Origin of the sequence: Aliikangiella marina (assembly GCF_007004765.1) — a bacterium.
GTDB lineage: Bacteria > Pseudomonadota > Gammaproteobacteria > Enterobacterales > Kangiellaceae > Aliikangiella > Aliikangiella marina.
Genome location: NZ_VIKR01000001.1, coordinates 879,353 through 892,569 on the forward strand (window position 1 = coordinate 879,353; position 13,217 = coordinate 892,569).

At 41.7% G+C, this 13,217-nt stretch carries 13 protein-coding genes; 7 read left to right on the forward strand and 6 right to left on the reverse strand.

The genetic code is table 11. The features are described from left to right. The first annotated feature begins 36 nt into the window (after nt 1–36). The gene (locus FLL45_RS03910) at nt 37–699 is read left to right on the forward strand and encodes a hypothetical protein (RefSeq protein ID WP_142888465.1); all 663 of its coding nucleotides are present in this window, start codon (nt 37–39) and stop codon (nt 697–699) included. 112 nt (nt 700–811) lie between these two features. Here FLL45_RS03910 and FLL45_RS03915 read toward each other — a convergent pair whose 3' ends face one another. Further along, a complete protein-coding gene (locus FLL45_RS03915) occupies nt 812–1,192 on the reverse strand; it encodes a DUF4112 domain-containing protein (protein WP_142888466.1) in 381 nt (126 codons plus the stop codon). A 299-nt stretch (nt 1,193–1,491) separates the two neighbouring features. On the opposite strand from FLL45_RS03915, the gene FLL45_RS03920 reads away from it, so the two are divergent. The 3 genes from FLL45_RS03920 (at nt 1,492) to FLL45_RS03930 (ending at nt 3,594) form a co-directional block, all read left to right on the forward strand. Beyond that, on the forward strand, nt 1,492–2,034 hold the full coding sequence (locus tag FLL45_RS03920; protein WP_142888467.1) for a methyltransferase family protein: 543 nt from the start codon (nt 1,492–1,494) through the stop codon (nt 2,032–2,034). Between the two features lie 195 nt (nt 2,035–2,229). Next, nucleotides 2,230–3,255 carry a sodium-dependent bicarbonate transport family permease gene (locus tag FLL45_RS03925; RefSeq protein ID WP_142888468.1) on the forward strand — a complete coding sequence of 342 codons (1,026 nt, stop codon included), beginning with the start codon at nt 2,230–2,232 and terminating at the stop codon, nt 3,253–3,255. Nucleotides 3,256–3,279: 24 nt separating this feature from the next. Beyond that, complete coding sequence (locus FLL45_RS03930; RefSeq protein WP_142888469.1) at nt 3,280–3,594, forward strand: P-II family nitrogen regulator; 315 nt, start codon at nt 3,280–3,282, stop codon at nt 3,592–3,594. Here the strand turns inward: FLL45_RS03930 and nth are convergent. The 4 genes from nth to FLL45_RS03950 are packed head-to-tail and all read right to left on the reverse strand — an operon-like array spanning nt 3,591 to nt 7,447. Next, nucleotides 3,591–4,223 (reverse strand): endonuclease III, encoded by a 633-nt coding sequence (nth, locus tag FLL45_RS03935; RefSeq protein ID WP_142888470.1) that lies wholly within the window; start codon nt 4,221–4,223, stop codon nt 3,591–3,593. The two genes, FLL45_RS03930 and nth, sit on opposite strands and share 4 nt — an antisense overlap. Continuing rightward, the gene (locus FLL45_RS03940) at nt 4,220–5,410 is read right to left on the reverse strand and encodes a hypothetical protein (RefSeq protein WP_210247104.1); all 1,191 of its coding nucleotides are present in this window, start codon (nt 5,408–5,410) and stop codon (nt 4,220–4,222) included. The genes nth and FLL45_RS03940 overlap by 4 nt, the downstream gene beginning before the upstream one ends. Nucleotides 5,411–5,412: 2 nt before the next feature. Continuing rightward, the gene (locus tag FLL45_RS03945; RefSeq protein WP_142888471.1) at nt 5,413–6,936 is read right to left on the reverse strand and encodes a PH domain-containing protein; all 1,524 of its coding nucleotides are present in this window, start codon (nt 6,934–6,936) and stop codon (nt 5,413–5,415) included. Beyond that, a complete protein-coding gene (locus tag FLL45_RS03950) occupies nt 6,929–7,447 on the reverse strand; it encodes a PH domain-containing protein (RefSeq protein WP_142888472.1) in 519 nt (172 codons plus the stop codon). Before FLL45_RS03950 ends, FLL45_RS03945 begins: the two co-directional genes overlap by 8 nt. Nucleotides 7,448–7,839: 392 nt before the next feature. Here FLL45_RS03950 and FLL45_RS03955 point away from each other — a divergent pair, with 392 nt between their 5' ends. From FLL45_RS03955 to FLL45_RS03965, 3 genes are all read left to right on the forward strand, one after another. After that, nucleotides 7,840–8,964 (forward strand): M14 family metallopeptidase, encoded by a 1,125-nt coding sequence (locus tag FLL45_RS03955; RefSeq protein ID WP_142888473.1) that lies wholly within the window; start codon nt 7,840–7,842, stop codon nt 8,962–8,964. Nucleotides 8,965–9,134: 170 nt separating this feature from the next. Then, the gene (locus FLL45_RS03960) at nt 9,135–11,396 is read left to right on the forward strand and encodes a carbohydrate binding family 9 domain-containing protein (protein ID WP_142888474.1); all 2,262 of its coding nucleotides are present in this window, start codon (nt 9,135–9,137) and stop codon (nt 11,394–11,396) included. A gap of 152 nt (nt 11,397–11,548) precedes the next feature. Next, a complete protein-coding gene (locus FLL45_RS03965; protein ID WP_142888475.1) occupies nt 11,549–11,935 on the forward strand; it encodes a DUF2237 family protein in 387 nt (128 codons plus the stop codon). A gap of 12 nt (nt 11,936–11,947) precedes the next feature. Here FLL45_RS03965 and hutI read toward each other — a convergent pair whose 3' ends face one another. Beyond that, on the reverse strand, nt 11,948–13,198 hold the full coding sequence (gene hutI, locus FLL45_RS03970; RefSeq protein ID WP_142888476.1) for an imidazolonepropionase: 1,251 nt from the start codon (nt 13,196–13,198) through the stop codon (nt 11,948–11,950). Nucleotides 13,199–13,217: the final 19 nt, after the last annotated feature.

The following is a 13,217-nucleotide window of genomic DNA, read 5'->3' on the forward strand; positions in this document are numbered from 1 at the left end:
ACGGTAATTCTAACCAATAGCAAAGTTAATTCATCAATGACCCAAAATAAATATACATTGGTTTTATTCGCGCTAGCGGTCGGCTCGATTATGAGCGCTTGCGCAACTTCTGAGAAAGAATCGCAAAAAACGCGAGTCAAAACGGAAAGTCAAATAGAAGGGCAGTGGTTTTTAACCAAAGTGGCATTTGATCGCTACAACGCTAAAGATAAAAATGTAAACTGGCAAACCGTGCTCAATACCGCACAGCAAGCATGTGAGCAAGTAGCGCTCAACGCGCCCATCAAGAAACCGAGGTGTCGCACAGTCGCACCGGTAAGGAATTGTCAGCCTTTTGGCCGCACTGTTGGTGGTGATTTTTGCGCGAAGCCGTTTAGCAATAACGCTTGCCCGATAGGAGAGGTTCAAAAGTATCAAGATGAACTCAAGCGAGCTTACAATGACTGTATGGCTGACAAGGGGTGGGAGTTTCAGCCTTATGGCGATGCGCCTCAACCTTTACAACCAATCATTGATACGATTCCCGAATTAGTCGAGTGGCAGCAAAAAGATTGGACAAAGTGGAAGTTAGTCGCAAAATTTGACGCTGAATTAGCGGCAAAACCAGAATATGAAAAAATACCAGTACGAGATCGGTTATTGAAGGTTGTCGAACTTGTTAAAGCACACTTTACTGACTCAAATCAACAGAGACCTTAAGCTAATTCCGTTCACGATTGTCAGTAACCTTGTTAATTCGCTCGATTAATTTCCATTATTCATTAGCGCTATCCAGTTACGCGCTTAACAAGTCGAGCCGTAATGACTAATTTTAGTTGGAGTGATGCGACTTAGCCCGTGATTGTTCAAGCCACCAGTCTTCCATGAGTTTTACGTTAGCGTTATTGGCTTTGTAGAAGAGATCGATAAAATCTCCGATAGCCGGAACGAAACCTAACAAAAAATCAATGACGCTATTACGAATCATTTTATTTCTTAAAGGTTTGGGTATGCCTATTTTGCGACCAAGTCTAATGATTCGATAAGCCACTAGAAACATGATGATATCTCCCGCGACTGGAATTAACCCGACTAAAAAATCAAGGCCAAACTTAATATTAATTATCGGAATACGAATTGCAGAGTCGGCTATATTGGCAAGTTTTTTCGCGCGTATTATTTCTTCAGGGAATTCTATTGCTTGATGAGACATTTTGTTCTTATAAATCGAGTCAACTAACTAATTTTTAGACTATACGATAGAAGGTTGTTGTTTTGAAATAATTTTTTAATTGTAATCATTGTGATAAAAAGCGCATTAAAATTGCTTTAATTCATGGACCGTACTTGCATGACGCGTTGCAAAGAATATCGCAGTTAACGAATTATTGTTAAGCAATCATGTACTAGTCAACAAAGCACCAAAAATCTAAATCGAAGTTGCTAAACGGCGACTATCGGTCAATCAACTAAGCGGAACTATTGGGTTAAGGGCTGTTGTGCCGAAATAGTTTGCCTATTTCAGTCATTCAATCTGGCTCAAGTACAACATTTTCAGTTATTATCGACCAAACGATTACTTTTAAACGCAAAATGAGTAAACTCGATACTAAAATTCCTCCCGTACTAGTCATGATTCTCATCGCCATTTTGATGTTTTTAACTAACCAGTATTTATTTCATAATGAGCTAAATTCTCTCGCAAGTTATGCGCTAGGGAGCTTTTTCTTGCTTTTGTCTGCTGTTACTGGAGTTTTGGCGGTTTATGAATTTTATAAATATCGGACAACGGTTGATCCGACAGATCCCGGAAAAGTGACTCGATTGGTTAAAACGGGAATTTTTACTGTGTCAAGAAACCCAATGTATTTAGCGCTGACTTTGCTTTTGGTATCGTTTGCTTTTTATATTCGAGCGCCGTTGACCATTCCGCTGATATTTTTATTTATTTTTTATATGAATAAATATCAAATTAAGCCTGAGGAGCGAGTTCTTCGGGAAAAGTTTGCGGATGAATTTTCACGCTATCAGCAAAAAGTTCGTCGCTGGATTTAAAGCGCTTTGATTTCTTTGCATAATCCCTTCACTGGTACAATCAGTGACGTTTAGCTGAATGTACTACTTCAAATTAGTTCACTGATTGACTATTATTCGCGCGTCGAAAATGGTCTAATAGCGCCCCAAGCATGCAAATTAAAATGCTTGTATTGCTTTAGTCCCTCAAATCACTAAAAGCAGGCTTGGTAATCTATGGACGCAATTTTAAGTTTTTTTGAATTATTCCTCAAAGGACTTCAAACGCCAACACTCGGCTTCTTGCTCGGCGGAATGCTTATGGCTGCCATGGGAAGTCGCCTCACTATTCCTGACCAAGTCTATAAATTTATTGTATTCGTTCTGTTAATGAAAATTGGCCTTCGCGGTGGCATGGAAATTCGTAATGCAAATCTCGAAGAGCTTCTGCTCCCAGCCTTGTTTGCTGTTCTGACCGGCGTTATTATTGTTTATCTGGGCAAAATTCTTTTAGCGAAACTTCCGGGTATTAATGTTGTCGACGCGATTGCAACAGCCGGACTTTTCGGCGCTGTGTCGGCCTCGACATTTGCAGCAGGTATGTTGCATCTAGATGATATTGGAATGGAATACGAAGCCTGGGTGTCGGCGCTCTATCCGTTTATGGATATTCCTGCGCTCGTTCTAGCGATTGTCTTGGGTCGATTGGCCATTGAGAAAAGCGGTTCAAAAGAGGAGGGCGCCTCTTTAAAGAAAAAACGAAAGCCCGTAAGTATTAATGAAATCGTTAAGGAAAGCTTACAAGGATCTGCACTCTCTGCGTTAATTCTGGGATTGATTCTCGGGTTGTTTACCCAGCCCGAGCCAGTTTACGAGAGTTTCTATTTGCCCTTATTTCGTGGGTTTTTATCAATATTAATGATCATTATGGGGATTGAAGCTTGGCAGCGGTTAAGTGAATTACGCCGTGTTGCTCACTGGTATGCGGTGTATGCGGTGATCGCGCCACTTCTTCACGGAGGAATTGCTTTTGGATTGGGGGCTATTGCTCATCATATGACAGGCTTCAGTCCAGGTGGAGTGGTGTTGCTGGCAATATTAGCTTCTTCTAGTTCTGATATATCTGGGCCACCAACCTTGCGTGCCGGGATTCCGTCAGCAAACCCATCAGCGTATATTGGTTCTTCAACTAGTATCGGAACGCCGATTTGTATCGCAATTGGCATTCCATTGTTCACCGAATTAGCAACGATTGTTTTTTAGCCGCAAACATCAGGAATTATCATTATGAAACATAAAGCCACACTTATTTCTGTTATGACTGAGAAAGTCTTTGAGGAAGAAGTGATCGAAGTGCTGTTGCAGGAAGGCGCTAAAGGTTACACGATTTTTGAGGGTGGAGGCAATGGACCGTTTCATATGCATCAATCAGGTCATATATCGGTCGCAGATGAGTTTAGAATAGTCAAGATTGAGGTTATTGTTCTAGACTCGGAAGTCGCTGATGGGATAGCGACCCGGTTGATGGAAGAATGCTTGACCGATAGACCCGGAATAGTCAGTTTAAGTGAAGTAGATATATTCAGGGCTCAGAAATTTTAAGCGGTTTTCTGTTTAAATTCGCATAGGTCGTAAATGGCACATGACCCGCACCGAGGCTTTCTCGCAACACAAGTGTAGCGACCATGTAAGATCAACCAATGATGAGCATCCATCAAAAATTCTTTAGGGACCAATCTTAACAATCGCTTTTCAACCTCAACGACATCTTTCCCTTTCGCAATACCGGTGCGGTTAGATACGCGAAAAATATGAGTATCGACCGCCATAGCAATCTGTCGAAAAGCAGTATTTAATACAACATTGGCTGTTTTTCGTCCAACGCCGGGTAGCGCTTCCAATTCTTCGCGGGTTTCGGGAACTTGCGAGTCATGTTTTTCCATCAGAATTTTGCAGGTTTTGATAACATTTTCTGCTTTTGAATTAAATAAACCGATGGTTTTTATATACGTTTTAACTCCATCGACACCCAGTGCATAGATTGTTTCTGGGGTATTAGCGACGGGATAGAGTTTTCGAGTAGCCTTATTGACACTCACATCAGTGGCTTGAGCGGAAAGTAATACCGCAATCAAAAGCTCAAATGGCGAGGTATATTCCAGCTCAGTTTCCGGATTTGGATTACCGTCCCTTAAAATTTCGAAAATTTGTTGTCGCTTTTCTTTGTTCATTGGGTATTTTTCTTGTCGTTTAATACTGGCAGGGACAGTTTAAGCATTTCTTCGATTTGATCAACAATTGCTTTGATCACTTTAGGGTCATGCGACTGAATTCTTGGTGTATGAATATGCCCTGTCGGAATATTCGATCCCATCAGATTGCGCAAACGAATGCTTCGATAAGAAATCTCATTCGAAAGGTAGCCACCACCACCGCCCTCGACAGCTATTTCGTTCTCAAGTTCTGCCAAGGTCTTAGGTTTAAACTTTTTAGTTAAAGTCGTCACCTGATGGTTGTCATTAATTTTGTACTTGCCTTTTGCTTGCTTCATTGCGTCAACGGGCAGACTAAATTCGACAAATTCTGGGCCGCTTATGGTTTCGCCTGCTAAAGTCATGAGTACCGGGTTTTCTTTCGAACCGCCAGAATATTGATTTAAGTTACCCGGCGCAGACGCGCTTCGCCTTTTACCTGGAAAGCGCTCTAAATCGAATTCACTGCGTCCCATACTCACCGTTGTGATGAGATTAACGGATTCATTAATGTAAAATGGGGCTAGCGCATTTTCAACAAACCCTCTGTCAAAATCGCCATATCTGACCGGAACCATCAAAGTATTAATTTCTGCAGTAATTCCTTGATATTCGATAATTAATCCATCGAACAATAAAGCAGTGACACCTGACGGATTACTTTGAGAAATATTACGATCGAGTAAAAAAGGATCAAAGCCAGTCAAAAGAATCTTTAAGTGAGTGTTTTCCCTAAAAGCTAAGTCGCTGATGCCTCGACTCGCTCGTTCTAACCGTTGCTGAAGTGCATTTAATTCTTCCGCTGTCGGATTAAACGACGATGAAAGGGTCCGAATGATTTTAGAAAGTTTGAGTCTCTGCCAGTAAATCGAGCGGTCATCATAGTTGTTTTTTTTCTTTATCGCGGCTTTGGCTTGTTGCCATAAAAGTCCACCGTAATAGTCCACTAAGGTTATCGCATCTTGATAAGTTTTAACCTTCGGCCAGGTATTAGCGAAGTATTGACTAATGTCATCAAGCGTTTTAATAACGTCAGGTATCGCTTTTTCGGCAGCTTTAATTCGTTTTTCTTCGACATTAGCAGAGGTCGCCATTACAGTGGAAGCTGAAACGATTGGAGGTGTCGCAATACACAGAGCCATTAAAAGTGTTTTTATATTTAACATGTTTAAAACCAGTTTTGATGAGTTGTTTCGATTTGAAAGCTAATCAGATTAAACCAATACTGCGCGTCTTTCATTGGCATGTATGGGATAGTAATCTTTTGAGAAGCAAAATAAATAACTAGGGTCGCTAAGTCTCGTTTTCTTTGAAGCGGTGATTGATTGATAGTGACTCTTTGCGCTTTAAATAAAGGAAATTCAGTTTTACGAAAACCAATGAACCCACTCTGAAAATAACCATACTTGTGACTAATTTTATAACGATACATTTTCCAACGTTGTCGAATTAAGGGATAAAACAGTAGCGCGGCAACTGGTATCATCAATAACGCATACCAAGTTAGTTGAGATCCAATAATTAGCGATAAAATAACGATTGGAATTAGCGACACTAAAAGGGTTTTTACTTGATAGCGGGAATGTATCCCTTTTTCTTCACCATAGGAACGTTTTTCTTGAAAAATGATATTGGCAAGCTCGGCTGACTCGTCCTTCGTGCGTGTCGGGATAACAAAAAGATTACGGCTAGTATTTTTTTGATTGACCTGACCGGATGCTTGTTTTAATACCATGTTCTCGACTTTGAGCCAGCGACCGATAAAATTAGTTTTGCGTTGAATAGCCTGAATTTTTCGACGTTTAGTCGATTCTTCGTGGGTGCTTAATAGTCCGCCTTTTCGCTTGATCGTTTTATTTGACTCGCTGAGTCGGTAGTTATGAAAACGAAAAATCGATCCCAAAATTGAGAATAAAATCGCCAGCCCGAGTGCGAGGAAAATCGTGATCACGATTAAGATAACACCGCCTTGGGTACCACCACCTAAAGCATTTATTGCCCAGTCTAGATTTTCTTGACCAATCCCTTTTTCCAATAGATCGTCAATTGCACCGGTAAAGGGTGCGATAAACACGAAAAACCAAATCATTCCATTATTAGTCAGTCCGTACTTGACTAAATCACTTGTTGTTGCAGTGGCTAAGAGAAGACTTTTCTGATTCGCTTCAGCAGCATCGCTTTGGATTACTTTGTCGACGTTGACTTTTTTGGTTTCGAGGGCAAGTGCTTTAAGTTCCTCTGCCAGGGTAATCGGAATTCCCGCGAGATTGGCCTCATTTCCACCCGAACCAGCTGTTTCGACTTGCAAGGTTACTAAAGAGAACCATTTAAAGTAAAAGGGTTCTACGATATTAATATTTTGTACTCGGTCAAAATTAATTGTCCGATGTTGCTTTTTAAAAACGCCTTCGTTGATGAGTATTTTGTCTTGATGAGTTTTAAATTTAAAAAACCAAAACTGGAGTAATGAAACGATGAGCAAAAGTGCCAGCAAGCCGCCGCCGAGTAGCAAGCTCATGGTTCCTTTTTCCTCAGAGTTAAAAATAATAACGGCAAGCGGGGCTAAACCTGCGGCGGCATCTTTGAGAAAGTGTCCTATGGTTTTGCCAATAAAGAAAATCACTGAGACAGGCGACAAGTGGTGCCATTGTTGATCGTCGATCGAGTCTTCGGCGAGATTTTGATTATCCATCTTGTTGACTGCCCACCTTATCCATAATTATTGCCCGCATTTTCTCGGCATATGATTTAGGTAAGCCAGAAATACTTAAGTCGGCTAAACTGCCACCTGCGGTGAAAAACTTGATAGTTGCTAGCTCAAATTTTCGCTCAATTGGGCCATGAGTAATATCAATATGTTGAATCCGCTTGAACGATACCCCAGTGCGTTTTTGCCACCAGATCCCTTGCTTGTACAGCACATCTCTGTCTCTGAGAACGTAGCCTTTTGCTTTGGCTGAAAAATACGCAAACAAGGCTGAAAGGATTGCGATCGCAGCGACGATAAGAAAGCTCCAGTAAGGCAATAGCTCTGGTTTGACGAATAGCTTGATAATCGTAAAAGGAACTAAAACGAATAACCAACCGAGTAAAGTTTCTACGCTAGACAGAAAGGCATACTTCGCTTCAAGTGGTTGAAATTCAAGCGATTCAAGCTTCGGAAGCGAATCTAGAGTGACTCGGTTGTTGAAGTATTCTTCCATTGTTATCTCTCTTTTCGAACCTAAGTTGTTTGCAATTGGAAAATGATTCAGACTGCCAATAGTAGCAATACGTTCTCCAACTGCATTAATTCCAAAGAGTTTGCCATAGAATTTAAACAAGATAAACTGGACTGAATGTTATGCATCGTTAATTTTAAGCCTGCATTTCACGGTAAAAGATGGCCAAACCAATTACATTGTAATAAGCTAGAAATGTTTAAGTACAAGCAATTAGCTTGAATTAAATTTAAGCAATCGAATATTTACCAAGCAGGGTGAGTAAAAATTGCTCAACTCTGCGGGGTTTCAAAAGATTTGTTCGAACAATAGTGTTTAACTACGCTATTCCAAAACGAGACCAACCCGACGCTCATTAATACCCAGGAATAAATATGAATATCAATAGTAATTTTGAAGGTGGAAACATCGTTTGTTTAAATTGTGAACAGGCAGATGATATTCAATTAGAAATAAAAAAAGATAATAACAGCGACTTCTTTCAGTGGTTTTATTTCCGTTTAACCGGTGCGCAAGGACAAAGCTGCAAAATGAAAATTGTTAATGCCAAAGATGCAGCCTACGCAGATGGTTGGCCGGATTATCAAGCGGTAGCGTCGTATGATAAAGATTTTTGGTTTCGCGTTCCAACTAAGTATGAGGACGGTGTTGTTCAGATTGATCATCAGCCTGAGTTCAATTCAGTTTATTACGCTTATTTCGCACCATACTCCACCGAGCGAGTGTCTGAACTCGTTGGATGGGCGCTTGATGATCCTAAAGTTCATTTGAAGGTGCTCGGCCAAACACTCGATGGCCAAGACTTAGATCAACTAATTATCGGTGAGCCGAAAGAAGGCAAGAAAAAAATATGGGTTCATGCACGACAACATCCAGGAGAAACCATGGCATCTTGGTGGATGGAAGGATTTATTCATCGGTTATTGGATGATGATGATGCGCTCGCAAGACGATTACTTGAGAAAGCGGTTTTTTATGTTGTACCTAATATGAATCCTGATGGCAGTCGACGGGGTCATTTACGTACAAATGCTTGCGGCGCGAACCTCAATCGCGAATGGTTAGAACCTACAATGGAACGCAGTCCAGAGGTTTATTTGTTAAGAGAACAAATGCAGCAGATAGGGGTAAACTTTTGCCTTGATGTGCATGGCGACGAGGCATTGCCATACAATTTTATTGCTGGCTCTCAAGGGGTACCGTGCTGGAACGAAACCTTAAACGATATAAACGACCGATTTGGTTATGCGATGATGAAGGTTAACCCTGACTTTCAAATGACACATGGATATCCACAGGATGAGCCAGGAAAAGCGGATTTGTCGATGTGTTCTAACTGGGTTTCAGAAGAGTTTAAGTGCGTTGCCATCACGCTAGAAATGCCATTTAAAGATACCGCTGATACGCCGCAACCAGTACAAGGCTGGTCTCCAGAGCGGAGTATTAAATTAGGTGCTTCGTTTGTTGACGCATTATATGAAATTATCGATGATATCTAGTCTCAGTCGTTCACAATGACTTGAATAACAAAAAGCCGCGGACCCGCGGCTTTTTTTTGCCCCAATATTCTATCCTTTGCGTTAAATGTAACAGTTTATTGATTAAGCCAACTTTTTCGCTGTTGGTTTCGTCATAAACCGATAAATCTATAATAATTTTTAGGAACTCTATGTTTATCCGGTTACTTGTTTGCGTGCCTGTTCTTCTGCTGTTGGCGTTAATCAGCCCCATTGGAAGGACGAAAGTTATTTATGACATGCCGAGAGTATCGGAAACGCCGCAGATCGATGGGAAGTTTTCAGCGAACGAGTGGGCCAAAGCAACGCGAGTCGAAGTCGCTTTTAATACAAATCCCGGCGATAGTACGCCTTCGCCCGTAAAAACCATAGCCTACATGATGGAAGACGGTGAAAATATTTATATCGCATTTGACGCACGTGATCCCGATCCTGAGGCGATACTCGCTTACGTTAGAGATAGAGATAGTATTTTTCAAGATGATTTCGTCGGCGTTATTTTAGATACATTTAATGATGAACGAAGAGGGTTTGAGTTTTTTGTGAATCCACTTGGTTCACAAGGTGACTTAACTCTTGACGATACTTTAAACAATGAAGATTCTTCTTGGGATACTGTTTGGGACAGTGCTGGTAGTGTCACTGAGAGTGGTTATGTCGTCGAAATGGCGATTCCTTACAGAGCGTTACGCTTTACACCTGACTTGAGCGAGCAAACCTGGGGCATTCGGTTTCTAAGAATCTATCCTCGAGACTCCCGTATGGTCATAACCGATAATAAAAATGATCGTTCGCTTGATTGTTCGCTTTGCCAAGCCAATAAGGTTAGAGGCATGCCACAATTAAAATCCTCGGGTGCGAACTTTGATGTCACACCGACGGTTACTTACGTTAATAGTGAAGATAGGGAAGTTGATCCCATTGGTCCTTGGAATCAAGTCACAGATGAGTTTGAAGTTGGTTTAGATTTGCGATGGGCAATGTCGGAAGATTGGATCTTAAATGCGACCATCAATCCAGACTTTTCACAAGTTGAAGCTGATGCCGGACAGTTAGATGTTAACACGACATTTTCATTATTTTTTCCCGAGGCTAGGCCATTTTTTTTAGATGGAGCGGAGTACTTTAAAAGTCGAAATCGGTTAGTGCATACGCGGAATATTGCCGATCCCGACATAGGTGTAAAGGTGACCGGTAAAACGAATGGATACTCTGGCGGGGTTATCGTTGCGCAAGATACGAGTACGACATTTTTGGCACCAGGGAGTACGGGTTCAGATATTGCTTTATTACCAGACTTGGCGTCGGATGTTTTTATTGCGCGCGGTCAAATGGATATCGGCAAGAAAAACAACATCGGCGCATTAATCACTCATCGAGCGGGTGGCGACTATGAAAATCAGGTCGCATCAATTGATGGTAAATATTACTTCACCGAAAAAGATATTCTCAACTATCAAGTCATGTATTCCTCATCGGATAATCCAGTTTGTGATGGGGCCGACGATGATTGTCCCGATTTTGATACAGATTCACCTTCCGATAGCGCGTTAAGTTTAAGTTATCGACACAATGAGGAGGATTGGAGTTATCGTGTTTCCTACAATGATTTCGGTAAGGATTTTAGAGCCGACTTAGGATTTATTACTCAGGTGGATTACAAGCGCTGGGTTGTTGGTGGTGACTATGTTTGGCGAGGCGAAGAGGGCAGCAAATGGACTCGTTGGGGTGTTTTTGGCGATATCGACCGCACAGAAGATCAATCCGGATTGTTACTTGAGGAAGAGGCTGAAATCCACATGTTTATCAACGGGCCTAACCAGTTTCGCACAAATTTTGGCGTCGTTGATCGAAATCGGTATTTTGATGGTCGCTACTTTGACGAAAAGCAATTTATGGCGTGGTTTATGATTAAGCCCTGGGCTGATTTCACTTTTGAAAACTTTATGAGAATAGGTGACCAAATTGACTTCACTCACGCACGCATTGGTGAAATAACTTTATTTGAGCCCGGCGTACGATGGCAAATAGGCAAGCACTTTAACATGAATCTTCGTTACACGTCGCAAAAGCTCGATGTAGAGGGGGGAGAGTTATTTAAGGCCGATTTATATGACTTACGCTTTGCTTATCAGTTTAGTGTGAGAAGTCGACTTTCTTTAACACTGCAGTCGATTGAAATTGATCGAAATCTTGCGCTTTATGACGATAATCAAGATAGTGATCCGGATAATGATTTTCTCGCGAAATCTAAGGACTTTGGAACACAGCTAATTTATTCTTACAAAGTGAATCCGCAGTCATTGTTCTACTTTGGGTACTCAGATAACGCGCTTGAAGACGATAATGTTACGTCGTTGCGTAAAACTGATCGTACTGTTTTTGCTAAGTTTAGTTATCTTTGGCAGCATTAGAAGTGCTAAGTGCTAAGTGCTAAGTGCTAAGTACTAGCCATTGAATGCCTAGTTGTTAAAGTTCTGTCAACGCGAGAAGCTAACCGCGTTGTCATTTGCATCTTTTAAACAGCTACGTTATAACAATAAAAAATTTATTGAGTAGGCTGGTCATGCAAGAACTAGAAATTGAAGAATCGCTAAACGTATTTAATGAACCGCTTATCCCCTGTAGTGAAGATCCGGTGACCGGTTTTTTTCGCGATGGCTGTTGTAATACCAGCGCGCAAGATCTTGGCTCTCACACTGTATGCGTGGAAATCACTCAAGAGTTTCTCGAGTTTTCGAGGTTTCGCGGCAATAATTTATCGACCCCGATACCAGAATTCGGATTTCCAGGTCTAAAACCGGGTGACAAGTGGTGTTTATGTGCCGCTCGATGGCTCGAGGCTTATGAAAACGGCATGGCGCCAAGAGTGTTTTTGCAAAGAACTCACAAAAAAGCCCTTGAAATTGTCCCGCTGAAATTAATGAAAGAATTCGCGAGTGATTTAAATTAACGTGCTATTCGGCTAATCGTTCGCATTAACAACTTCATGCGAGAGAATGATTTCACCTTTTTTAATGACCATAAAGCAAGGGTTACCGGCAATTCGATAGCTTAGCTCAGCCGGTGAGCTTACGTCCCACAAAACCATATCGGCTTGTTTACCTGGCTCGATGGAGCCCAGCGTGTCGTCTCGACGCAGTGCTTTTGCTGCGTTTATGGTTACACCTTTTAACGCTTCTAAGGGTGTCATCTTGAACAAGGTTGTTGCCATATTCATCATCAGCAGTAAAGAGAGGCAAGGAGAGCTACCCGGATTAGAGTCAGTCGCGATAGCAATCGGTACTGCGCTTTTTCTGAGAGCCTCGATAGGCGGAAGCTGAGTTTCATTAAGGAAGTAGAAAGCGCCTGGAAGCAAAGTTGCGACTGTTTTAGAACGCTTCAAGTCGTTAATAGTTGATTCGGACAAGAACTCTAGATGATCCACGGACCATGCACCGTATTGACTGGCCATAGCGGAGCCGCCCAAATCCGATAATTGCTCTGCATGCAGTTTTACCGGTAATCCAAGCGACTTCGCCTTAGCGAACACCTTTTCCGTTTGCGCTAAATTAAAGCCGATGTTTTCGCAAAACGCATCAACACAATCAATTAGACCTTGGCGATTTAACTCAGGCATTATAGTGTCACAAACCAGATCGATATATTCATCTGCTCGGCCTTTATATTCTTCAGGAACAGCATGAGCCCCTAAAAAGGTTTTGCTCACTTCAATTGGCGAGAATTGGTCGAGTTCGTGCGCGACTTCTAGCATTTTTTGTTCAGTTTCTAAATCAAGTCCGTAGCCTGATTTAATTTCGATGCAAGTAACGCCTTCTTCGATCAGATAACTTAAGCGTTTGGCTGCAGCTTTAAACAATTCATCTTTACTTGTTTCGCGCGTGGCCTTAACGGTTGACACGATTCCCCCGCCAGCTTTAGCAATTTCTTCGTAACTTGCGCCTTCGAGTCGCATTTCGTATTCATTTGCGCGATTACCACCATAAACAAGATGAGTATGGCAATCAATTAGGCCAGGAGTTAACAAGCGTCCCTGTCCGTCAATCACCGATTCTGTTTCAAGCTCACCAGATTGTCTACTGACCTGTGCTATCACTTTTTGAATTAAACCATCCTTAATACAAATAGCAGCATCTTCGATGAGCCCATAACTGTTCGACTCGGCCATGGTTGCTATTCTGACATTGTGAATAACGAGATCGTAGGTGAGGGACATGACGGTTCCTTTCAATCGA